24 protein-coding genes and 1 pseudogene are annotated in these 22,941 nt (G+C 63.7%); 2 read left to right on the top strand and 23 right to left on the bottom strand.

The features are described from left to right. Window positions 1–55: 55 nt before the first annotated feature. From fliR to fliF, 13 genes are all read right to left on the bottom strand, one after another. Window positions 56–949 carry a flagellar biosynthetic protein FliR gene (gene fliR / locus ASF04_RS10080; RefSeq protein WP_056140716.1) on the bottom strand — a complete coding sequence of 298 codons (894 nt, stop codon included), beginning with the start codon at window positions 947–949 and terminating at the stop codon, window positions 56–58. A 26-nt stretch (window positions 950–975) separates the two neighbouring features. Next, window positions 976–1,245: a flagellar biosynthesis protein FliQ gene (gene fliQ / locus ASF04_RS10075; protein WP_026637458.1), complete on the bottom strand. Its 270-nt coding sequence runs from the start codon at window positions 1,243–1,245 to the stop codon at window positions 976–978. A 9-nt stretch (window positions 1,246–1,254) separates the two neighbouring features. Continuing rightward, the gene (gene fliP, locus ASF04_RS10070) at window positions 1,255–2,025 is read right to left on the bottom strand and encodes a flagellar type III secretion system pore protein FliP (RefSeq protein ID WP_056140713.1); all 771 of its coding nucleotides are present in this window, start codon (window positions 2,023–2,025) and stop codon (window positions 1,255–1,257) included. After that, window positions 2,025–2,798 carry a flagellar biosynthetic protein FliO gene (fliO, locus tag ASF04_RS10065; RefSeq protein ID WP_082488674.1) on the bottom strand — a complete coding sequence of 258 codons (774 nt, stop codon included), beginning with the start codon at window positions 2,796–2,798 and terminating at the stop codon, window positions 2,025–2,027. Before fliO ends, fliP begins: the two co-directional genes overlap by 1 nt. Further along, complete coding sequence (fliN, locus tag ASF04_RS10060; RefSeq protein ID WP_019922832.1) at window positions 2,795–3,220, bottom strand: flagellar motor switch protein FliN; 426 nt, start codon at window positions 3,218–3,220, stop codon at window positions 2,795–2,797. The genes fliO and fliN overlap by 4 nt, the downstream gene beginning before the upstream one ends. Before the next feature lie 60 nt (window positions 3,221–3,280). Further along, entirely contained in the window at window positions 3,281–4,261 is a 981-nt protein-coding gene (gene fliM / locus ASF04_RS10055) for a flagellar motor switch protein FliM (RefSeq protein WP_019922831.1), read from the bottom strand. A 34-nt stretch (window positions 4,262–4,295) separates the two neighbouring features. Then, window positions 4,296–4,808 carry a flagellar basal body-associated protein FliL gene (fliL, locus tag ASF04_RS10050; RefSeq protein ID WP_056140709.1) on the bottom strand — a complete coding sequence of 171 codons (513 nt, stop codon included), beginning with the start codon at window positions 4,806–4,808 and terminating at the stop codon, window positions 4,296–4,298. 185 nt (window positions 4,809–4,993) lie between these two features. Then, window positions 4,994–6,400 (bottom strand): flagellar hook-length control protein FliK, encoded by a 1,407-nt coding sequence (locus ASF04_RS10045; RefSeq protein ID WP_056140707.1) that lies wholly within the window; start codon window positions 6,398–6,400, stop codon window positions 4,994–4,996. Between the two features lie 26 nt (window positions 6,401–6,426). Next, window positions 6,427–6,867, bottom strand: coding sequence for a flagellar export protein FliJ (gene fliJ / locus ASF04_RS10040; protein ID WP_019922828.1), 441 nt, complete (start codon window positions 6,865–6,867; stop codon window positions 6,427–6,429). A 37-nt stretch (window positions 6,868–6,904) separates the two neighbouring features. After that, on the bottom strand, window positions 6,905–8,482 hold the full coding sequence (gene fliI, locus ASF04_RS10035; protein WP_373922130.1) for a flagellar protein export ATPase FliI: 1,578 nt from the start codon (window positions 8,480–8,482) through the stop codon (window positions 6,905–6,907). Between the two features lies 1 nt (window position 8,483). Next, window positions 8,484–9,251: a flagellar assembly protein FliH gene (locus ASF04_RS10030; protein ID WP_056140704.1), complete on the bottom strand. Its 768-nt coding sequence runs from the start codon at window positions 9,249–9,251 to the stop codon at window positions 8,484–8,486. Window positions 9,252–9,258: 7 nt separating this feature from the next. Continuing rightward, window positions 9,259–10,257, bottom strand: a complete 999-nt coding sequence (gene fliG / locus ASF04_RS10025; protein ID WP_019922825.1) for a flagellar motor switch protein FliG — start codon at window positions 10,255–10,257, stop codon at window positions 9,259–9,261. Continuing rightward, window positions 10,250–11,989, bottom strand: coding sequence for a flagellar basal-body MS-ring/collar protein FliF (fliF, locus tag ASF04_RS10020; protein ID WP_056140701.1), 1,740 nt, complete (start codon window positions 11,987–11,989; stop codon window positions 10,250–10,252). The genes fliG and fliF overlap by 8 nt, the downstream gene beginning before the upstream one ends. A 248-nt stretch (window positions 11,990–12,237) precedes the next feature. On the opposite strand from fliF, the gene fliE reads away from it, so the two are divergent. Beyond that, window positions 12,238–12,582 carry a flagellar hook-basal body complex protein FliE gene (gene fliE / locus ASF04_RS10015; protein WP_026637454.1) on the top strand — a complete coding sequence of 115 codons (345 nt, stop codon included), beginning with the start codon at window positions 12,238–12,240 and terminating at the stop codon, window positions 12,580–12,582. Window positions 12,583–12,704: 122 nt separating this feature from the next. Here fliE and ASF04_RS10010 read toward each other — a convergent pair whose 3' ends face one another. Next, entirely contained in the window at window positions 12,705–13,325 is a 621-nt protein-coding gene (locus ASF04_RS10010) for a cysteine hydrolase family protein (RefSeq protein WP_056140698.1), read from the bottom strand. Window positions 13,326–13,418: 93 nt separating this feature from the next. On the opposite strand from ASF04_RS10010, the gene ASF04_RS10005 reads away from it, so the two are divergent. Continuing rightward, on the top strand, window positions 13,419–14,366 hold the full coding sequence (locus ASF04_RS10005) for a GlxA family transcriptional regulator (protein ID WP_056140695.1): 948 nt from the start codon (window positions 13,419–13,421) through the stop codon (window positions 14,364–14,366). Between the two features lie 12 nt (window positions 14,367–14,378). Here the strand turns inward: ASF04_RS10005 and ASF04_RS10000 are convergent, their stop codons facing one another. The 9 genes and pseudogenes from ASF04_RS10000 to ASF04_RS28145 all read right to left on the bottom strand — a co-directional run. Further along, on the bottom strand, window positions 14,379–15,137 hold the full coding sequence (locus ASF04_RS10000; protein ID WP_056140693.1) for a flagellar brake protein: 759 nt from the start codon (window positions 15,135–15,137) through the stop codon (window positions 14,379–14,381). A gap of 14 nt (window positions 15,138–15,151) precedes the next feature. Then, the gene (locus ASF04_RS09995) at window positions 15,152–15,481 is read right to left on the bottom strand and encodes an EscU/YscU/HrcU family type III secretion system export apparatus switch protein (protein WP_056140689.1); all 330 of its coding nucleotides are present in this window, start codon (window positions 15,479–15,481) and stop codon (window positions 15,152–15,154) included. Then, window positions 15,471–16,805, bottom strand: a complete 1,335-nt coding sequence (locus ASF04_RS09990) for a flagellar hook-length control protein FliK (protein WP_056140687.1) — start codon at window positions 16,803–16,805, stop codon at window positions 15,471–15,473. Before ASF04_RS09990 ends, ASF04_RS09995 begins: the two co-directional genes overlap by 11 nt. A gap of 14 nt (window positions 16,806–16,819) precedes the next feature. After that, window positions 16,820–17,146: a flagellar protein FliT gene (locus ASF04_RS09985; protein ID WP_056140682.1), complete on the bottom strand. Its 327-nt coding sequence runs from the start codon at window positions 17,144–17,146 to the stop codon at window positions 16,820–16,822. A 3-nt stretch (window positions 17,147–17,149) separates the two neighbouring features. Beyond that, window positions 17,150–17,587 (bottom strand): flagellar export chaperone FliS, encoded by a 438-nt coding sequence (gene fliS, locus ASF04_RS09980; RefSeq protein WP_026637452.1) that lies wholly within the window; start codon window positions 17,585–17,587, stop codon window positions 17,150–17,152. A 23-nt stretch (window positions 17,588–17,610) separates the two neighbouring features. Next, on the bottom strand, window positions 17,611–20,304 hold the full coding sequence (gene fliD / locus ASF04_RS28585; protein WP_056140680.1) for a flagellar filament capping protein FliD: 2,694 nt from the start codon (window positions 20,302–20,304) through the stop codon (window positions 17,611–17,613). A 224-nt stretch (window positions 20,305–20,528) separates the two neighbouring features. Beyond that, entirely contained in the window at window positions 20,529–20,912 is a 384-nt protein-coding gene (locus tag ASF04_RS09970; protein WP_056140679.1) for a flagellar protein FlaG, read from the bottom strand. A 70-nt stretch (window positions 20,913–20,982) separates the two neighbouring features. Further along, on the bottom strand, window positions 20,983–21,294 hold the full coding sequence (locus ASF04_RS28710; protein ID WP_373922137.1) for a flagellin: 312 nt from the start codon (window positions 21,292–21,294) through the stop codon (window positions 20,983–20,985). Window positions 21,295–21,751: 457 nt separating this feature from the next. Then, window positions 21,752–22,644: pseudogene (locus ASF04_RS28145) on the bottom strand (flagellin); the annotation flags it as partial. Window positions 22,645–22,941: the final 297 nt, after the last annotated feature.

Here is a 22,941-nt window from a genome sequence, read left to right as displayed (position 1 = left end):
AGTGGATGTGCAGCCAGTCTACGAAAGAAGCGGGCCCGGGACAACCGGGTTACTCCTATCGAAGCGCAGGTGCTGGCGCGGCAGGCGGCGCCGGGTTGGCCGGGGCCGGTATTTGCGGCCCTGGCAGTACCGGCGCGGGCGGTACCGGCACTACCGGCGGCACCCGCTCGTGCCAGGTGCGCGGCATCAGACGGGCGTGTTCGATGCCGTTCAAGAACAGGTTTTGCATCGGCATGACCAGGTAGGGCAGGGTCATCGCCACCACCAGCAGGCCGACGCCGAGCGTGATCGGGAAGCCGATACCGAACAGGTTCAGGGCGGGCGCGGCGCGCGTCAGGATGCCCAGCGCGACGTTGGTGAGCAGCAGCGCCGTCACGATCGGCATCGACAGTTGCACGCCGGTGCTGAACACGGTGCCGCCCCAGTCGGCCATCTGTTTAAAACCGCCGCTATAGATCGGCGTGGCCGAGATCGGCAAGGTGGAAAAACTTTCCACCAGCACCGACAGCAGCACCAGGTGGGCGTTCACCGACAAGAAGGCCAGGGTGGCCACCAGCGACAGGAACTGGCTGATCGCCGACGAGCGCCCGCGCGTGTTGGGATCGAAAAACGTGGCAAAGCCCAGGCCCATGGTGAGGCTGGAAATTTCGCCGGCCATCTCCACTGCCGCGAAGATCACGCGGATGGTAAAACCGATCGCCACGCCCACCAGCATTTCCTGCACCAGGATCAACAGGCCGGCCCACGACAGCGGTTCCACGGCCGGGGCGGCCGGCACGGTGGGGGCGATGATCATCGCCAGCAGCACGCCCAGCATGACCTTGACGCGCGCCGGCACCGCGCTGTTGCCGAAGATGGGGGCGGCCGCGATCATGCCGAGGATGCGCGTGAGCGGCCACAGCAGCCCCGCGATCCACATATTGAGGTCGGTGCTGGAAAGGGTAATCATGGAGTGGTCAAGCGTGTGCCAAAAAGCTAGCCGACCAGGTTGGGAATGCCGCCGAATACTTCGCGCATGTAGTCGAGCATGATCGACAACATCCACGGCCCGGCCACCACCAGCGCCACGAACACGCCGACCAGCTTCGGAATGAACGAGAGGGTCGATTCATTGATCTGGGTAGCGGCCTGGAAAATACTGACGATCAGGCCGATCACCAGCGCGACCAGCAGCATCGGCGCGGCAATCATCAGGGTCACTTCCATCGCATGGCGGCCCAGGGTCATCACGCTTTCCGGTGTCATAGCGTTCCCCTAGTAAAAGCTCTGGGCCAGCGAGCCGAGCAGCAATTGCCAGCCATCGACCAGCACGAACAGCATCAGCTTGAACGGCAGCGAGATCACGGCCGGCGACATCATCATCATCCCCATCGCCATCAGCACCGACGCTACCACCATGTCGATGATCAGGAACGGGATGAAGATGGCAAAGCCGATCTGGAACGCGGTCTTGAGTTCACTGGTCACAAACGCCGGCACCAGGATGCGCAGCGGCACGTCTTCCGGTCCCTGCATGGCCGGCGTGCGCGACAGCTTGGCAAACAGCGCCAGGTCGGCCTGGCGCGTCTGCTTGAGCATGAACGCCTTCAATGGCGCGGCGCCCTTGTCGAGCGCCTCGCTCATGTTGATCTTGCTTTCTTGCAGCGGCAGGTAAGCTTCGTTGTAAATCTTGTCGAAGGTCGGGCCCATGACGAACAGGGTCAGGAACAGCGCCAACCCCACCATTACCTGGTTCGGCGGCGCCGATTGCGTGCCCAGTGCCTGGCGCAGCAGCGACAGCACGATGATGATGCGGGTAAAGCAGGTCATCAACAGCAGCGCGGCCGGGATGAAGCTCAGCGCCGTCATCAACAGCATGGTCTGCAGCGGCAGCGTGTAGTTGGTGCCGCCGCCCGGCGCCGGGGTGGCGTTCAGGGCCGGAATGCCCACGCTCGATTGCGCGGCGGCCAGCAGCGGCAGCGCCAGCGCGCCGCCCACGAGCAGCCCGGTGATGATGTTGCGATTACGGCTGTGCTTGGAGTGCATCATTGCTTGCTGTTGTTGCGTTTATCGATGGTGTGCTTGATCCAGTCGGCGAAATTGGCTGGCGCCGCCATCGGCTGGCTACCGGGGGCGACTTCCGGCGCTTCCTGGCGCGCCATGGTGGCCAGCGCGTTCATGCGGCCGGGCGAGGCGCCGACCACGATCCATTGTTCGCCCACTTCCACCACGATGATGCGTTCGCGCGCGCCCACGCTGAGCGCGCCCACCAGCTTGACCGTGTTGTTGCCGCCGCCAAAGCTGCGCGGACCGAAGCGCTTGAGCATCCAGGCGCCGCCCAGCAGCAGGGCGATGACGAAGGCCAGCGCAAAAGTGGTCTGCATCAGGCCGCCGCCGGTAGCGGCGTTGGAATACGGCGCGGCCGGCACGCCCAGCGGCGCGCGGGCCGGATTGGGGGCGGTGGTGGTGTCGTTGGCTGCAGTGACAGGCGCGGTGGCGGCATCGGCAGCCGGTGCGGCAGCCGTGTCGTTGCCCGGGGTGGTGGCCGCCGTGCTGGCCGGTGCTGCCTGTGTCGCGGCTGGGGACGTTGCTGCTGCTGGCGTAGCGGCCGGGGCCGTTGCTGGTGTGTTGGCCGGTGCGGCTGTTGTAATGGCTGGTGCCGCTGCCGCTGGCGCAGTCGCCGGTGGCGGTTTGGTCGTGGCGGGCGCCGCTTGCTGGGCCAGCGCCGGTGCGCCGGCCAGGGCTGCCGTGGCGACCAGTGCCGCCAGGGTTGCTGTCGAGATCAGGGATGCCAGTGGCGAGACGGAGGTCTGCTTCATTTATTGAGTTTTCGGATGCGTTCGGAAGGCGTGATGATGTCGGTCAGGCGGATACCGAACTTGTCGTTCACCACCACCACCTCGCCTTGGGCGATCAGGCAGCCGTTGACCAGCACGTCCATCGGCTCGCCGGCCATGCCGTCGAGTTCCACCACCGAACCCTGCGCCAGTTGCAGCAGGTTCTTGATGGCGATCTTGGTGCGGCCCAGTTCGACCGTCAGCTGGACCGGGATGTCGAGGATGAAGTCGATATCGTTATGGGTTTCGGTCTTGCTGGGCGTGCCAGAAAAATCCTTGAAGACGGCCGCGCTGGCTGCCTGTTGCGCCTGCTGTGCCGCCAGTGCCGCGGCTTCCGCCTCGGCCTGCTCGGCGATGGCCGCGCCCCATGGATCATCCATTTGGTCGTCTTGATTGTCCGACATGTTGCTCTCCTGTGTAGCGGTTACCGGCGCGGCCAGGGGCCAGGGCGCCGGCATGGTGTGTTATTTGAAGTGATCGGTATTGGCCAGCAGTTTTTCCACCTTGAGCGCGTACTGGCCGTTCATCACGCCATAGCTGCAATCCATGACCGGCACGCCGTCCACGGTGGCGGAAATGAATTCCGGTATTTGCAGCGGGATGATGTCGCCCACGCGCATGTTCAGGATTTCGTCGAAGTTGACTTTGGCCGTGCCCAGCGAGGCCACCAGTTCCACTTCGGCGATCTGGATTTGCTGCGTCATCAGGCGGATCCAGCGCTTATCGACTTCCAGTGCCTCGCCCTGCAGGCTCGAGGTCAGCGAATCGCGGATCGGCTCGATCATCGAGTACGGCATGCAGAAGTGGATCTGGCCCGACACGGAACCGAGCTCCACCGTGAAGGTCGATGCCACCACCACCTCGTTCGGGGTGGCGATATTGGCGAACTGGGTGTTCATCTCGGACCGGATGTATTCGAATTCGACCGGGTACACCGGTTCCCACGACTTGGTGTAAGCCTCGAACACGATGTCGAGGATGCGCAGGATGATGCGCTGCTCGGTCTGGGTAAAGTCGCGGCCTTCCACGCGCGTGTGGAAGCGGCCGTCGCCGCCGAACAGGTTGTCCACCAGCAGGAACACCAGGCCCGGATCGAACACCATCAGGGCCGTGCCGCGCAGCGGCTTGATGTGTATCAGGTTGAGGTTGGTGGGGACCACCAGGTTGCGGATGAATTCGCTGTACTTGGACACCCGCACCGAGCCCACCGACACTTCGGCGCTGCGGCGCAGGAAGTTGAACAGGCCCACGCGCAACAGGCGCGCGAAGCGCTCGTTGATAATCTCCAGGGTCGGCATGCGGCCCCGGACGATGCGTTCCTGGGTGGCCAGGTTGTACGTGCGGACGCCCGCGACATCTTCCTGCGCCTGGGCATCGTCCTGGTCGCCGTTGACGCCCTTCAGAAGGGCATCGACTTCTTCCTGGGAGAGAAAATTATCGGCCATGGTGTGACTGCCTGCTTCGCTGTGGTGACACTACTTACTGAATGATGAACGCGGTAAACAACACATCGACAACGTCCTGCTTGTCGCCGCGCTGCTCCAGCGGCTCGCTGGTTTGCTCGACGATTTCCTTGGCCAGCTGCATCTTCCCTTCGGGCGTATTGATGTCGGCCGCGCGTTTGCTCGACAGCAGCAAGAGCACCCGGCTGCGCACCTTGGCCATGTTGACCTTGAGGTTTTCCTTTTCCTCGGCGCTGCCCACTTCCAGCGTGAACGCCAGTTGCAGGTATTGCTCGGCGCCGTCTTCGCCCGGCTGCAGGTTGACCGTGAATGGATCGACCGGCAAATATTCCGGTGGACCGGCTTTCTTTTCCTTCTTCTTTTTCTTGGACGGCGCTTCTTCCTCGTGCGCGTCGCCACTGCTGTGCATGAAATACCACGCTGCGCCACCGCCGCCGGCGCCCAGCACCAGCAACACCGCCACGATGATGATGATCAGCTTCTTGCTGCCGCCGCCTGCCGGCGCATCCACTTTCTGATCAGCCTTCATTTTTGGGTTCGCTTTCAAAAATTGCCCCTGGGTGTTAAATCGGTTCCGCCATTATGTCATTATCGGTTGTGCCTGCGCAGCAAGATCGACCGAAAAGAGGGGCGAACGCCCACCTGCTCGGTGTTTCCATGGCGGAACATGCAACAAAACCGGTCATGGCGGCCTGCCGGACCGCCGGACCGGGTTCAGGCGAAGGTATCGACCGCGCCGCTCGGCAAGCGCCGGGTGGTGACGGTGCGCGCCACCTCGGCGCCATCGTCGCCGGCCACGCCGCCCCGGCCACTGCCATGGCGGTTGCCGTCGCTGCTGCCGGCGCGCTGGTCGGCAGCCTGCTGCCCGGCACCTGACGAGACGGTGGCATTGCCCAGTGTGATACCGGCTTCGCCCATCATCTCGCGCAGCCTGGGCAGGGCCGCTTCCAGCGCCTGGCGTACTTCCGGCGCGGCCGAGGTGAAGGCAGCGGTGGCCTGATCCTTGTTCACGCTCAGGACCACCTGCAACGGCCCCAGGTCGGGCGGATTGAGTTCCATGGTGGCGCTCTGTTCGCCGCCGGCGGCCATGAAGATCACTTTCTGGCCCAGTTGCTGGTCCCAGGCGGGCGTGCCCACGCGGCTGTACAGCGTGGTGGCCGGTGTGGCTACCCTGGCCAGCTCCGGTGCATTGGCGCCAGGGGCCGCGCCGGCCGCTGCCAGCGTGGCCGGCGTGGCTGATGCGGCATCCCTGGCGGCCAATGCTGCGTCCGCTTCGGCATGGGCGTCGGCACGTGCGCCGGCGGTGGCCAATTGCTGGCCGAAGCTGCCGGCCTCGACTTTTGGTGGAAGTTCGGTGCCTGGCGCGTGCGGGGTGGCGCTGGTGGCGGCCGGGTCGGCGGACGCATCGGTCTTCGCTTCGACTGCTGGCCTGGGGGTGCCTTGGGCATGCTTGGCCGGCGCGGCGTCGCCGGCCAGTTCTGCACGCGGCGGGATCGGGGTACTGGCGGCGTCGGTGCTGTCGGCAACGGGCAGGGGGGCGGCGGCGCGGCCCAGTGCAGCCTGAAATTCGGTGTCGGGCAACTGTTCGGCAGTGTCGGTGCTGGCTTCGGCGGCGGTCAGTGCCGCCAGGGTGGCAGCATCGACGGCGCCTGCCGCCGCGCCACCAGCAGTCGCCAGGGCAGCATCGGCGTCGGCGCTGGCCGCGCTGGCATCGGTGCGCTGGTTGAAGGCTGCCACCAGGGCCAGCATGTCGGCCACCGGATCGGCCGCGTGCGCGGCCTCGGCATCGCTGGCGGCGCGCTCATTGACGTCATTGTTGGCGTCATTGTTGGCGGATTTCGGGGCATCTTTCTGGTCGGCGTTGGCGGCCCGGGTGGCATGCTCGACCGACTTGGACGGCGCGCCGTGGTCGATCGACTGCTCTTGCCGGGCCGGCTTGGCGGTCGCCTGGCGCTCGGCAGTCCGGGTCTCGGCATTTTTCATGATCTGGCGCTGTTCGAGCTGTTGCGACAGGGCCTGCTTGAAAGCATCGTTGCTGCTGCCGACGCCCGGATTGGGGTTGACCTTGGGCAGGTTGGCCGCCTTGCTGGCATTGACCGACGGAAGTGGGGCGTTTTGCATGGTGGACCGGGTGGTATTGTGAGAAATCAGCGCTTGTAGAACGCCTGGCGTGCTGCGTGTTCATCCATCTGCTTCTGGTCGCGCTTGTTTTCCAGCTTGAGCGCGGCAGCATCGGCGCGCTCGTTCAGGGTCGAGTACGAGACGCGCTTGCGCTCGGCCGTCTGCCAGGCCAGCTTTTCCTGGTTGCTGCGCTGTTCGGCGCGCGTGATCGCGTCATGCTGGCCCTTGACGGCTACGTCGAGCTTGTCCATGAAGGCCTGGAAGTTGCGGTAAGCCATGGGCGTGATGCCGGCGGCCTGCGCTTCCTGGAAGCGGTTGACGTATTCCTCGCGGTAGCCGACCAGCATCTCGTGCTTTTGCCGCGCCTCGTCCACCGCTTTGAGCGAGGCGCCCAGGCGCTTGGCTGCATCGTCGGTTTCGCGGCGGGCTAGGTCGATCAGGGTTTCGAGTTGTGCTTTGGAAGCCATAATGACTCCGATTATAGGTCTCGGCCGGAGCCGTCAATCAGTTGAACAGCGTGGTAAGTTGCCCCAAGCTCTCGTCCATGGTCACCCTTTCGGTGATCTGCTGTTGCAGGAATTGCTCGATCTTGTCGTGCAGCACGATGGCCTGGTCCAGCACCGGGTCGGTACCCGAAGCATACGCCCCCACGCTGATCAGGTCACGGCTGCGTTCGTATCGTGAAAACAACTGTTTCAGCCGGCGCGCGCGCTGCTGGTGCTCGTGCGGCGTGATCGAATGCATGGCGCGGCTGATCGATTGCTCGATGTCGATGGCGGGATAGTGGCCAGCTTCGGCCAGGCGGCGGTTGAGCACGATGTGGCCGTCCAGGATGGCCCGGGCCGAGTCGGCAATCGGATCCTGCTGGTCGTCGCCCTCGGTCAGCACGGTGTAGAACGCCGTGATCGAGCCGCCGCCCAGTTCGCCATTGCCGGCCCGTTCCACCAGCACCGGCAGCTTGGCAAACACCGACGGCGGATAGCCCTTGGTGGCGGGCGGCTCGCCGATGGCCAGCGCGATTTCGCGTTGTGCCATGGCGTAGCGGGTCAGCGAATCCATGATCAACAACACGTTCATGCCCTTGTCGCGGAAGTGCTCGGCGATCGCGGTGGAATACGCCGCGCCTTGCAGGCGCATCAGCGGCGGCGTGTCGGCCGGGGCAGCCACCACGACCGAACGGGCCAGGCCTTCCGCGCCGAGGATCTGCTCGATGAACTCTTTTACTTCGCGACCGCGTTCGCCGATCAGCCCGACGACGATGATGTCGGCCTCGGTGTAGCGCGCCATCATGCCCAGCAGCACGGATTTGCCGACGCCGGAACCTGCAAACAGGCCCATGCGCTGGCCACGCCCCACGGTCAGCATGGCGTTGATCGAGCGCACGCCCACGTCGAGCGTATCGACAATCGGCGCGCGGCCCAGCGGGTTGGCGGGGCGGGTATTGATCGGCGCGCTGTCGGACGCGTTGAGCGGACCCAGGCCGTCGAGCGGGCGGCCGGCCGCGTCCAGCACCCGGCCCAGCAATTCCGGACCGACCGGCAGGTGGCGGGCGCGGTCGCTGGGACGGCGGCGCGGGTGATTGACGGTGCCGGGACGCGGAATCGCCGGCTCCACCGGGAACACCCGGGTGCCTGGCACCACGCCTTCGACATCGCTTTGCGGCATCAGGAATAATTTGTCGCCTTCGAAACCGACCACTTCCGCCTCGATCTTGCCGCCCGATGGCAGCGGCACGGTGCAGGCCGCGCCCACGGCCAGGCGCAGGCCCACCGCTTCCATCACCAGCCCGGCCACGCGCGTCACGCGACCCGATACTTGCATCGGCTCCACGAAACCGACCAGCGCGGTGCAGTCGCCGAGATAGGCTTGCCAGCGGCTGGCGTGGGGATTTTTTGCCTGCTGCGCTGCCGGCGGAGCGGGCGGGGCAATGTCATCTTCCTGGTTGCCATCGAGCAATTGCTCGAGCCCCGGCTGCAAATGGGTTTGCAAGTCGGCGGGCAATTCGTCGGGAGGCAGTATCAGGCCTTCGGCCGGATGTTGCGCAGCGTCGGTGGTATCGGGTGTGGGAATGTCAGCACTCATGTCAGTCCAGCCAGCCGATGTCCTTGCCCAGCGCGTGGGTCAGGCGTTCCCAGCGGGCGGCGGCGGTGGCGTCGATCTGGTTGCTGGCGGTATCGACCTTGCAGCCGCCACGGCCGATGCTGGCGTCGATCACCACGCGCCAGCCGCCCTTGGTCAGCTCCTCGCCGATGCCGGCTTTGACTACCTCGGCATCGTCCGGGTGCAGCACCAGCAGTGCCGGCTGTTGCAGCACGGGCAGGTATTCGATGGCTTCACGCACGATCGGAATGATCAGTTCGGGCTTGGCAGGCAGGGCGCTTTTGAGCATGCCCTTGCCCAGTTGCAGCGCCAGCTCCAGCACGTCGTTGGCGATCAATTGGTCGGCCTCGCGCAGCGCGGTGGAAAAACTGTCGGCCAGCGCGCGCACGTGTTCGAGCGCTTCGTCGGTGACTTTTTTGCCCGCTTCCAGCGCTTCCTTGCGGCCGTCGGCGTGGCCGGCTTCGTGGCCTTCCTCGTAACCGGACGTGCGCGCTTCCTCGCGGATCGCTTCGAGTTCCTCGACGGTGGGATAGACGATCGGTGGCGGCACCGGCGGGCCGATGTCGGCCAGTTCCTGTTGCGCTTCGATTTGCTCGTACACGCGCTGCTCGGCGTCGTGGCGGGCTTGCTCGGCGGCGTGCGCACGCTGTTCGGCCTCGCGCTCGGCGACCACGCTCGGGCGTTCATCGCCAAACGACGTCATTTCCCAGCGCTGGAATGCAGTCTGCTTTTCTCTTGGTATGGTGGACATGAATTAATTATACGAATGAATCTTCGCCCTTGCCGCCGAGGACGATTTGTCCCTCGTCGGCCAGGCGGCGCACGATCTGCAGTATCTGCTTTTGCTGGCTTTCCACTTCCGACAGCCGGACCGGGCCTTTCGATTCGAGGTCTTCGCGCATCATTTCGCTGGCGCGCGCCGACATGTTCTTGAATATCTTCTCGCGCAATTCCTGCGAGGCGCCTTTCAGGGCGATGATCAGCATTTCCGACTGCACCTCGCGCAGCAGCAGCTGGATGCCGCGGTCGTCGATATCGATCACGTTGTCGAACACGAACATCTCGTCCATGATCTTTTGCGCCATGTCGTTGTCGTAGTTCTTGATGTTGTCCATCACCGAACTTTCCTGCTCGCCGCTCATGAAGTTGAGAATCTCGGCCGCCGTGCGCACGCCGCCCAGCGACGATTTCTTGATGTTCTCGTTACCGGACAGCAGCTTGGTCAGCACGTCGTTCAGTTCGCGCAGCGCGGCCGGCTGCACGCCGTCCAGGGTGGCGATGCGCAGCACCGCGTCGTTGCGCAGGCGGTCGGTAAAGTGGCTGAGGATTTCGCAGGCCTGGTCGCGCTCGAGGTGGACCAGGATGGTGGCGATGATCTGCGGGTGTTCGTTGCGGATCAGCTCGGCTACCGATTGCGAATCCATCCATTTCAGCGATTCGATACCGGACGCGTCCTTGCCGCCCAAAATGCGCGACAGCAGCACCGATGCCTTGTCGTCGCCCAGCGCCTTGGTCAGCACCTGGCGGATGTACTCGTCGGAATCGAGACCCACGGTGGACGCGGCCGCCACCATGTCGCGGAAGTTTTCCAGCGTGCCCACCACTTCTTCGTGCGGCACGTTTTTCATGGTGGCCATGGCGGCGCCGAGTTTCAGCACTTCGCGCGGCCCCAGGAATTTCATTACTTCGGCCGCTTCGCTCTCGCCCATGGCCAGCATCAGGATGGCCGCTTTTTGCAGTCCGGTATTCTCAGTCATTTGCGCCTATCCATTCCTTGATGATGTTGGCAACGATACGGGGATCTTCGACCGCCAGTTTTTTCGCCATGGCGAGGTTTTCGCGGTACGAGCGCACGGTGGTTTCTTCCATCTTGCGCAATTCTTCTTCGGCAATGAGCGCCTCGTCCGGCCCTTCCTCGATGACTTCCTCCGGCACTTCCGGCTCCGGCTCCGGCGTATTGATCTCATCGATTTTCTTGAACACGGGCCGCATCATCGGCCGCACGATGCGCAGCACGATGTACAGCAGGATCAGGGCCGTGATCAGGAACTTGGCCAGGTCCTTGGCCATCGGTAAGTTGGCCGGATCGCGCCACCAGTCGAGCGGCGCCTCGAACGGGCGATCGACACCATCGAACGGCGAGTTGGCCACGCTCACGGCATCGCCGCGCTCCTGGTTGTAACCCATCGCCTGTTTCACCAGGTCATTGATCTTGGCCATCTCTTCAGGAGTATAGGCCTTGATCGTGACTTTGCCGTCCTTATCGACCATGCGCTTGTAGTTCACTGCCACCGCCACCGTCAGGCGGCGCAGGCCGCCCATGCCGCGCGACTCGTAGCGCACGGTCTTGTCCACTTCGTAATTGGTGGTCGATTCCTTGTGAGTAGGCGAGGCGGCCTGGTTGGCATTGGTGCCGGGCGGCGTGCCGGGGGCGGGCGGCACGGCGCCGGCGCCGCCGGCGATCTGGTCGAGCGGCGCGGTAGCGGTGCCCGGCGGCTGGTTCGACAGCGCGCCCGGGATACCGCCCGGATTGGCAGGGGCGCCGCCGTTGGTTTCCGTGCTTTGCTGGCTGCGGATGGCCGAGGCGGCCGGCGGCGAGTTCGGCTTGTAGGTTTCGGCGGCCTGTTCGATCTGCGAGAAATCGACGTCGGCGGTCGCTTCGGCGCGCACATTGTTTTCGCCCACGATTGGGATGATGATCGATTCGACCTGCTTGATGATCTGCGTCTGCATGTCCTTGACATACTTCAGTTGCGTTTCATCCATGTTCTTGGCGTTCAGGCCCGATTTCTTGTTCTGGTCCGAAATCAGGTTGCCGGCCTGGTCCACCACGGTAACGTTGGCGGGCATCAGTTCCGGCACGCTCGACGCCACCAGGTGGACGATGGCGGCCGTTTGCAGCGGGTCGAGCATGCGGTTCGGGTGCAAGGTCAGCAGCACCGACGCGGTCGGCTTTTGCTGGTCGCGCACGAACACGGACGGTTTCGGCAGCGCCAGGTGCACGCGGGCGTTTTCCACGGCCGCCAGCGACTGGATCGAGCGCGCCAGCTCGCCTTCGAGCGCGCGCTGGTAGTTCACCTGTTCGAGGAATTGCGATACGCCCAGTTTCTGGTTTTCCATCAGCTCGAAACCGACGTTCCCACCCTTGGGCAAGCCAAGCGCCGCCAGTTTCAGGCGCGCATCGTGGACTTGTTCGGTAGGTACCAGGATCGCCGTGCCGTTCTCGGAAAACTTGTGCTTGATGTTCAGTTTATCGAGCTCGGCCGTGATGGCGCCGCCGTCGCGGTCGGTGTAGTTGGAAAACAGCACGCCGTAATCGGGAGCCTTGTTCCACAGGTACAGGCCGATCAGCACCGCCACGATCGCGGCCGCCGCTGCGCCGCGCAGCACGTTGCGGCCCATCGGCGTTTGCAGGAACGGCAGGCGTTCGGCGCCGTCGTCGGCTGCAGGCGGCGCATTGGTAGGGTCGAGTGGTTCGGCTACGGCCATGATCGTTAAATTCCGGGTACGTGGGAGTGATGCCTATTATTGCTTGACCCTTGGCAATTCAATCGCGTGAACAGAGCGCTCTTTCCGGTCTTGCTCGGACGAGAGTGCTTGCCAGGCTCTTGGTAATCTGTCAGCTCTGAATAAAGGCAATAACCTCTGCCACAGCGGCATGCCTATTGTAACGCCGCACCGGGACAAAACGTGAAATTTGTTTCGTGAAAGCAACACCGAGATAAACAGGAGTGGAAATGAGAACAGGTGGAATCGATAGCAGCCAGATCCAGTCGATGATCGCGCAGCTGAAGGCGCACGCCACGCGCCCGCAACTGACGCCGCCCGTGGTGCAGACCGAAACGGTGGCCGCACCGAAGGCCGAGTTTTCGGACGCGCTGAAAACCGCGCTCGACTCGGTCAACGCGGCCCAGGTCAAGTCGAGCGAGATGGGCAAGCGCTTCGCCATGGGCGACGACAGCGTGAGCCTGTCGGATTTGATGATCACGATGCAGAAGTCGAGTATCAACTTCCAGGCGGCGATCCAGGTCCGCAATAAGCTCGTTACCGCCTACCACGACATCATGAACATGCAAGTATAGCGGCTGCTTTAAAGCGCCCGGGGCGTTGTTGCAGCGGCTTGCCGTGCCAACGCACTGTCTGCGCCGCTGCGCCTGGCCCCGGGCGCTTTCAAGCAGCCGCACGGGGCCAGGCGCAGCGAAATTTATTTCCTTGTGCGCTGGTTGGACATGACGATATTGTCCATCTCCAGCGCCACGCCATCGTTGACGGCAGCCACCCACGCAGCGGTGGTTGCCACCGCCGCAAAGCTCGAATGGAACACCACGCTGAACACGCGGTGGATTTCTTCCGCGCTGGCCTTGCCGGCGGCGTTCTCATAGGGCAGCGATCCGCTCGCATCCGCCAGAAACTCTACCTTCAAGCCGGCATGCGCCGCGTGGTAGATCGTGGCTGCATTGCAGTTGTGGGTCATGTAGCCGGCGATGGTCAAGGTGTCGATCTGGTGCGCCCGCAGCCATTCCGCCAGGTCGGTGCCGGCAAATACGCTGGCCTGGGCTTTTTGCAGGTGGTGATCCACCTTGCGCGCGGCCACATCCGGGTGCAGTTCCCAGCCCGGCGAACCGGTGGCAAATACCGGCGCGCCGGCGGGGGTGGCGTGCTGCACCACGATCACCGGCACGCCGTTGGCGCTGGCCGTGTCCATCGCCAGCATAATATTAGGCAGCGAAGCAGTCACCGGCGGGTATTCGATCGGCAGCGTGCCGGTAAAGTATTCGTTCTGAGCGTCAATGACGAGCAGGGCGCGGCGGGGAGTGGCAGTCATGGCGATTTCCTTGAAAGTGGGGGAGAGCCATTGTCAGCCGGGCGCGCCACGCGGGCCAGTGGCCTGAAGGCATGTCTGCGGTACAATCGGGCCATGACAACTGCACCCACAAAAGTTGCCGTGATTGCCTTCAATGGCATCACCCCGTTTCACCTGTCAGTGCCATGCCTCGTGTTCGACGCGGCGCCTGCCGGGCGCTTCGACGTGCGCGTGTGCGCGGCAGACGGCACGCCGCTGGCCACCTCGGCCGGTTTTGCAATTGCGACCGCACACGGTCTGGAAGCGCTGGCGGATGCCGACCTGGTGATCATGCCCTCGTGGCACGACGACTGCAGCCCGGCGCCGCCCCGGCTGCTTGATGCCCTGCGCGGCGCCCATGCCCGTGGCGCCCGGGTGGTGGGGCTGTGCTTGGGTGCGTATCCGTTGGCCGAAGCGGGTCTGTTGAACGGCAAAACTGCCACCACCCATTGGGCCTACGCCGACCAGCTGGCGCTGCGGTTTCCCGAGATAACAGTCGACAGTGACGTTTTGTACGTGGACCAGGGAACGGTGCTGACGTCGGCCGGCGTGGCGGCCGGGCTCGATTGCTGTCTGCACCTGCTGCGCCAGCAGTGCGGGGCCGAGCTGGCCAACGTGGTGGCGCGCCAGTTGGTCGTCGCACCACACCGCCAGGGCGGCCAGGCGCAGTTCATCGAGCGGCCGCTGCCGGTCTCGCGCAGCGACGGCCGCTTTGCCGACGTGCTGGCGTGGGTGGGGGAGCGGCTCGAACAGGCCCACAGCATCGACGCGCTGGCCGCACGCGCGGCCATGAGCCGGCGCCACTTTACGCGCCACTTCCGCCAGGCGACCGGCAGTTCCTTCAAGCAGTGGCTACTGGTGCAGCGGCTGGCACAGGCGCGCCGCCTGCTGGAAGGCAGCGACGCTGCCATCGAGGTGGTAGCGCAGCAGTCAGGGTTCGGCTCGGCGCTGTCGCTGCGCCAGCATTTCAAGGCGGCGTTGCAGTTGTCGCCGTCCGCTTACCGCAAGGGATACAGAATTTAACTGGCGTTTGCGTTACGACATGCCGGCAATACGGGCATTGCGCTCGCGTTCGAGCTTGGTGATATAGCGCTGCACGTAAGCAAGCATGCTGCGCTGGATGTCGGTGAATTCGCAGCCCAGCCGGCGGTTTGTCTTGTTGTTGAGCAGGGTCATGTCCAGCGAGTTGCGCACTTGCAGCGACGTGGTGACCGCGCCGATCTCGGGCAGGTCGATGCGGCAACCGGGGAAGACCTTGCCGATGGCGTCGCCCAGCAACATCTTGTTGTCGAGGATGGCGATGCCGCCGCAGCTGATGTCGGCCAGCGGGAAGCTGGTGTTGCCGCCCAATTCTTCCGGCAACGGAATCACCACCCGCACCGGGTTGGTCACGGGCGTGTTCATGCGATAAAACTCGCGCCGTTGCAGGCGGATCAGGGTGGGCGGCACGCTGATGCGGAAGGCCGGTTCGCCTTCGTGGGTGATCGCTTCGATGCGCTCGGCGGCAAACATGATGCGCACCTTGTCGAGCGTGGTTTCAAACGACAGCCGCTCGGCGTTGGCGATGCGCTTGTTTTGTTCGGCGTCGATCGACGTGTCGAGCACAACGGTATCGCGCACGTCGTCCACGGCCAGGATCGAGGTCACACACACGTCGGACTCGCCCTGGATTAACATGCGGATCAACTGGTTTTTCTGGCCGATGTTGCGCAGCAGGGACACGATCTCCTTGCGCGATTCGATTTCGAAATCGTGCCAGTTTTCCAATGCCGCGTCCTGAAATTGAGGGTACATCGAAGCCAGTCGGGTCAAGTGTCGCTGATGGGAGCGCTGGTGTCGGGGGCCGCCGGCAGTGGCTGGCCGGACTTTTGCGCAGATTCAATATAATAAAGCCACGCCAACAGTTCCGCAATCGTGCGGTAGAGCATGGGTGGAATTTGTTGATCAAGATCCACGTCCATGAGCAAAGAAACAAGTTCCTTCGACTCGTGGATGTGCACGCCGGCCTCCAGCGCCACGCCGATGATCTGCTCGGCCACCAGGCCACGGCCCTTGGCCACCACCTTGGGCGCGGGCGTGCCGTCCTGGTAGGCCAGGGCCACCGCCTGTTGCAGCGGCTTGCGCACCTCAGTGGCCATCAGCGGCTCCCGGGGTGTCCTGCTGGGTGATCGCCAGCGACGACAGCAGGCCTCCGGCCGCCGCCATCGCCGCTTCGAACTGGCCGGCGTAGGCGCGCAGGGTGGCGGCCGCATCATCGGTGTCGGTTTGCAGCTGCACGTGGACCTGGTCGCCGACCATGGTCACGGTGGCAGCCACCTTGCCCAGCATCGGCAGCCGGAAGCGCACGCCGCTGCGCCATACCTGTTCCTGGGCGTCGTCCGCCTGCTGCTGGCGGCTGCCGTCGCGCTGCTCGCGCTTGACCTCCCATTGCATCTGCTGGCCGGGCCACGCTTCGCCGTTCCACTGCACCCGGCCTTGTTCCTGGGTGTGCAACTGCTGGTTGACCATTTGCGCCGGGGTCAGGTCGGGGCCGCCCGGCCCCAGGCGCGCCAGCGATTCGCCCGATTGCTGCGCCAGGCGTTGCAACTGCTGCATGTGCTGCATTTGCGGTTCGCGCATCAGGTCCGCCAGCGGCCGTTCACCTTTGACCCACTCGGTCACGTGCGATTCGTAAAACAGGCCGCTCTTCGAGATGGTGTCGTTGAGCTTTTGGGCCAGCTTGTCGGTGTCGGGCGCGGCATTGCCGAACAGCGCGGACTTGCCGATCAGCGCCAGTTGCGCCATCTGGCCGCCGGCCGGCAAGATCGTCGCCAGCGCCCGCGCGGTGGGGCTCAGGGTCGATTGCGGCGTGGTGTGGTCGAGGCCCGGCAAGTCGGCGCTGGCGGTGAGCGGCGCCTTGCCCAGCAAGGCGGCCGCCAGGCTTTGCGGCCGCGCCGCTTCGGCACTGCGGCCGCCCTGGGCAGCAGCAGTGCCGGCGGTGGTAGCCGTCCCGGCGTCCGTGTCGGCGGGCAGGCTGGCAGCAAGGGTTGCGGCGGCGTTGCCGGCAACGCCGGCCGACAAACCCGCGCCGCGCGCCAGACCCGCCTGCGGGGCGGCCTGCGAGGGCAAGTTGGCCGGCTGGGCGTCGCCGCCGTCGGGATAGACCACGGTGGCGCCGGCAGTGCCGGTGCCGAACTGGAAAGTGGGGCGGGGAGAGGCGCTGAGCACGGTCAGCGAGACTTCGGCGCCGACCTTGACGTCGGTCGGCAACATCATGCGCACGTTCTGGTCGGCAACCTTGACCAGCGCACTGCCGTCGCTGAACTTCGATTGCACGACCGCCGGCAAGTTCTGGCCGACCAGGCCTTGCAGGGCTTTTTGCAGCGCTACCTGGCCTTGGCGAGCGTCGCCGACGGCGGCGCCAGTGCCGGCGCCGTCGGAAGGCCCGACCGGCCGGATGCTGGCGTCAATGCGCGGCAACATGGCGCGCCCCGGCTTTAGACGTTGCCGTAGGCGTTAACCACGCGCCGTTCGGTACCGGTAGAGCTGATCAGCTTGGACAATTGCGCCATCCACGGCATGGTGAGGTCGCGGATCTGGCGGTCGGCATTGAGCATCTGGCGGATCAGCTCGATCTTGCGTTCGCGGTCGGCGCCCGTCATCGGCTGGCTCGGTTCGGCCCGCAGCGCCTGCACGTGCGCCGCCACGCGCTGTTCGAGCGCGACCAGCGTATCCCAATCGCTGGCGCTGGCGGCCTGTACCATTTGTTCGGTGAGGGCAGCCATGGCGGCGTAGGCGGATAAAGCTTCTTGATTCGTCATCATGGATCAAACGCTCGCAAAGTTGGCAGGTTGGGGACGGCCGGTGACGGCAGGATTGTCGGCGATCGCGTTCCACGCGTCGCGCAATTCGATCAGCAGGCGCTGGACTTCCTCGACGATGCCGGCATCGCTCTGGATGTTGGCGGTGAGCAGGCGCCCGCTCATGTATTCGTACAGGGAATCGAGGCCCTCGGCGATCTCGCCGCCAGCCTTTTTATCGAGCGCGGAACGCAGGCCGCTGTCGATGATCAGGATGGCCTTGGACAGCGACTTGCCCTTCTCGGCAATATTGCCACTGCGGATGGCGCCCAGTGCGCTGTTGAGCGCGACCAGCGCGCCGTCGAACAGCATGACGATCAGCTTGTGGGGGCTGGCGGCGACGACGCCGGTTTCCATGCCAACCTTGGCATAGGCATGCACACCAGTTTGTCGAGATCCAAACATACTCTGTCTCCTGTAAATAATGCTTAACGATTCGCTGACAGTGCTGCCAGCTGCTGCGTCAGATACGATTGGGTACTGTTCAGGCCGGCGATCATGGTATCGAGCGCCGAATACTGCTTGCGATAACGTGCCTCCACGTCCACCAACCGGGCGCTGAACGCATCACGCTGGGTGGTGATGTCCTTGACCGTGTCGTTGAGGCCCTTGGTGCGGCTGGCGATGACGCCGGTGCCGCCCAGGTAGTTGGCTGCCAGCGAATTGAGCTGGTAGGCGTAACCCTGAGAAAAGCCGAAGGTGCCACGGTTGCCGACGGTGTCGCCTTCGACGGTGAGCTTGAGACCCTCGATCGGCGCACCTGGTGCGCCGGTCAGCGTCTGGCCATCGCCTGTGGCCGAGTAGCCGCCGATAGTGCCTGCCACGTCCTGGCCCTTGACCGGCGTGGCGGTGCCGAACACGCTGGCCATGCTGGTACCGTCGGTGCTGACGATGTTGATGTTGGACTTGGCGCCGTAGCGCGTCGATTCCAGCTTGAGCATGCCGTCGTCGCCGATGGTAGCCGCCACCGTGGCGCCGGCCGAGGAAAACTTGCTCACGCCGTTGATTGCCGATTGCAGCATGGTAGCCAGCTGGCTCGGGTTGTAGGTACCTTCCGGAATACTCACTGCCACCGTGTTGTCGAGGTTGGGCGGCGTGGTGTCGTTGAGTGTAATGGTCCAGGTGGTGTCCGGCGCAATCGTGGTTTCCGCCGCCAGGGCAGTATTGCCTTTCAACACGGCCTTGGTGGCCAACTGGGTGACATTGATTGCATAATCGCCAGCCACGGTCTTGCTGGTGGAACTGGTGAACTTGACATCGGGATCGGTGCCGCGTCCCACCGCTGCGAACAGGCCGGCGATGTCGTTGTAATTGGTGTCGATCGCCTTGCTCAACTTGCTGCTGTCGAGCGACAGCGTACCGTCTTTCTGGAACGTCACGCCGATCTGCGACAGATTGGTCAGGTTGCTGCCTTGCAGCCCGGTAATCGACGAAGTCATCTGGCGCCGGATCGTTGCTTGCAGGTTGCGCAGCGTGGAGTCGCCCAGCAGCGGACCACCGGCCTTGGTTTCGGCATTGTAGCCACCGAGCGATGCGATCTGGCTGTTGAGGTCGTTATATGCCTTGACGAAGCCGTTGACCGACGTAGTGAGCGAACTGGTATCCTTGGCCACAGTGAGGGTGGACGCTCCCACTTTGACTGCGCTGATGGTAACACCGGTGATGGCGCCGCTAATGCCGGTGCTTGAGCTGGTTACGTCGATACCGTTGACAGTGGCCTTGGTGTCGGAAGCGGCCGCCTTCTGGTTCAGGCTTTGCACGCCGCCCGGGTCGTAGCCCAGCAAGCTGACCAGGGCCGGATCGGGCGGTTCGCCGCCCGCACCGGCCAGCGTGATCTTCATGCTCGAACTCTGGCCGGTGTTGGTAGAAGTGAGGATCAGGCGGTTGGGCGTGGCGTTGGTACCGGTGGAACCATCGGACACGATGCTGGCGGTGACGCCGAAATTCCCCTTGTTGATCGCAGCCATGATGCCCGACAGCGAGTTGTTGGTGCTGTCGATGACGATATTGCCGCTGGTGCGTTCGGCGTCGGCCGTGAAGGTCGCGCCCAGGTAGGCGCCGCCGATGCCAGCGGTAAGGCCGGCACCGGCCGGGTTGGAGCCGCCCACGTTGATTGGGCTGCCATCGTTGGAGATGAGCGAGATCGACGATACCGCCGTAGTGTTGGAGCCGATGTTGGCCTGACCGCTGTTGCCGATGCCGCCGGTGACGCTGCCCGACACCGCTTCGGAAATGCCGATATTGCTGCCGTCGGCATTTTTAAATTGCAGCGTGCCGTCGGCGGCAGTCCCGGAGACAGTGATGTTGGCGTCGGCCAGCGCACGCGCCACGGCCGTGTTGCCGGTCAGTGCAGCGTCGATCGAGGCCGCGCTGACGGCCTCGGGCGCGTCGGCAGCCACGTTCTCGCCCTGAACGGCAATTTCCACTCCGCCTACCGTCAGCGAGTAAGTGCCGCCGCTGCTGGTATCGACCGTGCCAAACGTGGAAGCGCCGCCGCTGCCGAACAGGGTGGCCGAAGTTTCGGTGGGGGCGGCCTTGGCCGACACGCCGGTGGTGGTGCTCTTGGCATTGATGGCATCGGCCAGCAGGCGCGCGCTGCGGGTGGTGCCGTCGGTGGCGATGGCGGTGCCGTTGATCGACAGCGCGCCCGGTGTGAGACCGCCAGTATGCAGACTGGCGCCCAGCGTCGTGCCGGTGATGCCGAAGGTACCGCCGGCAACCGCGCCGAGCGAGAAGTTGATGGTGGTCTTGGCGCCCACGCCGATAGCCGCTGTGGTCGATTTGAAACCGCCCGACGCCAGCGTTTGCGCCTGGGCGATCTGGCTGATGTTGACCCGATAGGAGCCAGCTTTGGCTGTGCCGTTGGCAGTGGCGGTGAAGATGGAGGAGTCGCCGGGTGATACCGACATGGTCTGGAAGCTGTTGATCGACGTCAGGCTCGACAGCGAGGACTGAAACGAACCGAGCGCGCTCGACAGGTTGCCGTACGCCGACACCTGGCCCAGGTAGCTGGCTGACTTTTTGTCGAACTGCTTGAGTGGCGCGGACTCTGCCACCATCAGCTTGCTGATGATGTCGTCGAGGTTCAGACCGGATCCGATATTGGTGGTAGCTATGCCCACGATGCGCTCCTGTGTAAAACAATAATATAAGGCAATAACGGCAGAATCAATCCGGACTTGAGAGGGAAGAATACCCGCCAGTTCCGACTTAGCGATGGAAAGTCGGGTGGAACGGATGAACCGGAGCGGCGTCGGCAGGTGGCGCGGCCTGTCAAGCTTGCCATGAAAGGAGAAAAAATGGCGCGCACCAGGCGCGCCGCGGTAGTGCAATCAATATTGCAAAGTCAGGCAGTTTGCTGGATCAGCATGCCCTTGGTCGCGGTATTGGCCTGCAACGCCTTGGCGATATCGAGCGCTTCGGGCGTAGGTATCTGGCGCAGCACCTCCTTGGTGCTTTGGTCGATGACCTTGACCACGGTGCGCTGGCTGTCGGTGTCGATGGAAAACTCGAGTCCCTGCGATGCCGCCTGCGACGATTTGTTCAACTCGGAAACGGCTCGGTTAACCTGGTCGAGCGACGGCGCGCCCTTGACCGCGTTGGCGGTCTCGGTGGCGGTCGCCGGCGCACGGGTGGTGCCCGCAGTCCCGGCCACGCTCGCGTCGGCACCCGCGGCCTGGCGTTCCGGCAGCCGGCCCGCAGCGATCGAGCTTATTGAGTCGATAGTCATGATGCGTCCTTTACGAAAAATCCCCGGACAGACAAAGTCAGCCGGGGAGCGTAGTTAGCGCGGCGGAAGATTAGCCACGCAGCAGCGACAGCACCCCGTTCGGCAGCGAGTTGGCCTGGGCCAGCATGGCAGTACCGGCCTGTTGCAGGATCTGGCCGCGCGTCAGGTTGGCCGTTTCTTGCGCAAAGTCGGTATCCTGGATCCGGCTACGCGAGGAAGACAGGTTCTCGGTCGTCGTGTTCAGGTTGGCGATGGTCGATGCAAAACGGTTCTGGATCGCACCGAGATCGGCACGGTTCTTGTTGATCGAATTCAGCGCCGAATCGATGGTTTTCAACGCAGCGTTGGCACCATCGACGGTGCTGACGTCGATCTTGTCCACCGATTGCAGGTCGCTGCCGATGGTGGCGGTAGTACCGCCGACGACCGCCGACGATGTCTGGTCGGTGGTGATCGAGAAACCGGTATCGGACGAAAACTCGACGCGGCCGCCAACCGAGGCAGATGCCGTGGCAGTCAGCACAGCACCGGCACCGGCTACACCGGCAACATCGTGGCCGCGAATTTCCGAGTTTTGCAGGGCGACGTCGCCAGCCTGGGTCGCGATCTGGATATCGTTGCCGGTATTGTCCTTCAGTTGCAGTTCCTTGGCGCCGCTGGCATCGATCTTGATGCTGGCGGTGATGTTGGTAGTTGCAGTCTGGGCATTGACCGCCTGGGCCAGGGCCGACAGATCGCCGCCCACCACTTTGGCGCTGATGTTGACAGCCTTCGAGTTCGGATCGTTGGCGATCGAATTGGCGCCGCGCAGCTGGAAGTTCACTGCGCCGTCAGAAATNCCCACCACTTTGGCGCTGATGTTGACAGCCTTCGAGTTCGGATCGTTGGCGATCGAATTGGCGCCGCGCAGCTGGAAGTTCACTGCGCCGTCAGAAATTTTCGACAGCGTCGCTTCGGTTTTCGCCTCGGCGTTCACGCCGGTAGTGGCGGATGCGGCATTGATTTTGGCAGCGGTCGATTTAGCCGTGTCACCCACCACCACTGCGCCAGCAGTGTTGTCTTGCGCTTTGAGGAAAATATCCTGCGTAGCACCGGCGCCGGCCTTGATGGTCAGCTTCTCGGTCACCATGTTGCTGCCGAGGTCGGCATCGAGGTTGGTTGCGGCATTGGTCTTCGCTTGTGACAGCGAAGTAGCAGTATCGGCAGGCTTGATGGTGTTGTTACCGATATCGCGGGCCTTGGCGCTCTGCACGCCGATGTCGATGGTCTGGTTCGAGTTGGCGCCGACCTGGAACTGGGTGGATGTCAAGCTGCCGTCGAGGACGTTCTGGCCGTTGAACTGGGTGCTGGTGGCAACACGGTCGAGTTCCTTGCTCAGGGCACTCACCTCGTTCTGGATCGACGCACGATCCGATGCCGAGTTACTGCCGTTGGCCGATTGTACGGCCAGTTCGCGCACACGTTGCAGCAGGTCGCCGGCGGTGCTCAAGCCGCCCTCAGCAGTTTGTGCCAGCGAGATGCCGTCGTTGGCGTTACGCGCTGCTTGCTGGTTACCGCGAATTTGCGACGTGAAGCGCTCGGAAATGGCCAGACCGGCCGCATCGTCCTTGGCGCTGTTGATACGCAGGCCCGAGGACAGGCGTTGCAGGGATGTGGACAGGTTGGCTTGCGAGCTGCTCAGATTGCGTTGCGAGTTCAGCGACTGGATGTTGCTGTTAATAACTTGTGCCATGGTGTTCTCCAGATGTACTACGGGTTGGGCAGGGCGCCCTTACTTACTTTGGTCCACCACGCTGTTCCGTGGCGATCAGACCGCTGTTGTAAGTGTTTTCGGTTGCTTTATGAAAAGGTTTAGGGTGGGAAACATAGAATAAGTTTCACGCAATCCCTCAAGTTTTTCTCAGGCACCCGCTAAAGCGACTGGCATCGCTAAAACTTTAGAGTAAAAATAAATATTTCTAGTTAGCGTAATGTCATGAAAAAACCCCGGTCTGACAATGCCAGCCGGGGTCTTTTTGTGTAAGTCTTT

Source organism: Duganella sp. Leaf61 (genome assembly GCF_001421905.1).
Lineage (GTDB): Bacteria > Pseudomonadota > Gammaproteobacteria > Burkholderiales > Burkholderiaceae_D > Rugamonas > Rugamonas zoogloeoides.
This window is presented reverse-complemented; position numbering and strand designations above follow the sequence as displayed.

What these genes read in the sequence shown, in the direction of transcription:
- fliM (WP_019922831.1), bottom strand. Translation starts at nt 4,261, where the DNA reads ATGGCCGATAATTTTCTCTCCCAGGAAGAAGTCGATGCCCTTCTGAAG.
- fliI (WP_373922130.1), bottom strand. Translation starts at nt 8,482, where the DNA reads ATGAGTGCTGACATTCCCACACCCGATACCACCGACGCTGCGCAACAT.
- fliS (WP_026637452.1), bottom strand. Translation starts at nt 17,587, where the DNA reads ATGTTTGGATCTCGACAAACTGGTGTGCATGCCTATGCCAAGGTTGGC.
- fliL (WP_056140709.1), bottom strand. Translation starts at nt 4,808, where the DNA reads ATGAAGGCTGATCAGAAAGTGGATGCGCCGGCAGGCGGCGGCAGCAAG.
- ASF04_RS10000 (WP_056140693.1), bottom strand. Translation starts at nt 15,137, where the DNA reads ATGTACCCTCAATTTCAGGACGCGGCATTGGAAAACTGGCACGATTTC.
- ASF04_RS10005 (WP_056140695.1), top strand. Translation starts at nt 13,419, where the DNA reads ATGACAACTGCACCCACAAAAGTTGCCGTGATTGCCTTCAATGGCATC.
- fliN (WP_019922832.1), bottom strand. Translation starts at nt 3,220, where the DNA reads ATGTCGGACAATCAAGACGACCAAATGGATGATCCATGGGGCGCGGCC.
- ASF04_RS09995 (WP_056140689.1), bottom strand. Translation starts at nt 15,481, where the DNA reads ATGGCCACTGAGGTGCGCAAGCCGCTGCAACAGGCGGTGGCCCTGGCC.
- fliF (WP_056140701.1), bottom strand. Translation starts at nt 11,989, where the DNA reads ATGGCCGTAGCCGAACCACTCGACCCTACCAATGCGCCGCCTGCAGCC.
- fliE (WP_026637454.1), top strand. Translation starts at nt 12,238, where the DNA reads ATGAGAACAGGTGGAATCGATAGCAGCCAGATCCAGTCGATGATCGCG.
- ASF04_RS09970 (WP_056140679.1), bottom strand. Translation starts at nt 20,912, where the DNA reads ATGACTATCGACTCAATAAGCTCGATCGCTGCGGGCCGGCTGCCGGAA.
- fliR (WP_056140716.1), bottom strand. Translation starts at nt 949, where the DNA reads ATGATTACCCTTTCCAGCACCGACCTCAATATGTGGATCGCGGGGCTG.
- ASF04_RS09990 (WP_056140687.1), bottom strand. Translation starts at nt 16,805, where the DNA reads ATGTTGCCGCGCATTGACGCCAGCATCCGGCCGGTCGGGCCTTCCGAC.
- fliJ (WP_019922828.1), bottom strand. Translation starts at nt 6,867, where the DNA reads ATGGCTTCCAAAGCACAACTCGAAACCCTGATCGACCTAGCCCGCCGC.
- fliQ (WP_026637458.1), bottom strand. Translation starts at nt 1,245, where the DNA reads ATGACACCGGAAAGCGTGATGACCCTGGGCCGCCATGCGATGGAAGTG.
- fliO (WP_082488674.1), bottom strand. Translation starts at nt 2,798, where the DNA reads ATGAAGCAGACCTCCGTCTCGCCACTGGCATCCCTGATCTCGACAGCA.
- fliP (WP_056140713.1), bottom strand. Translation starts at nt 2,025, where the DNA reads ATGCACTCCAAGCACAGCCGTAATCGCAACATCATCACCGGGCTGCTC.
- ASF04_RS10010 (WP_056140698.1), bottom strand. Translation starts at nt 13,325, where the DNA reads ATGACTGCCACTCCCCGCCGCGCCCTGCTCGTCATTGACGCTCAGAAC.
- ASF04_RS10030 (WP_056140704.1), bottom strand. Translation starts at nt 9,251, where the DNA reads ATGTCCACCATACCAAGAGAAAAGCAGACTGCATTCCAGCGCTGGGAA.
- ASF04_RS09985 (WP_056140682.1), bottom strand. Translation starts at nt 17,146, where the DNA reads ATGATGACGAATCAAGAAGCTTTATCCGCCTACGCCGCCATGGCTGCC.
- ASF04_RS10045 (WP_056140707.1), bottom strand. Translation starts at nt 6,400, where the DNA reads ATGCAAAACGCCCCACTTCCGTCGGTCAATGCCAGCAAGGCGGCCAAC.
- fliG (WP_019922825.1), bottom strand. Translation starts at nt 10,257, where the DNA reads ATGACTGAGAATACCGGACTGCAAAAAGCGGCCATCCTGATGCTGGCC.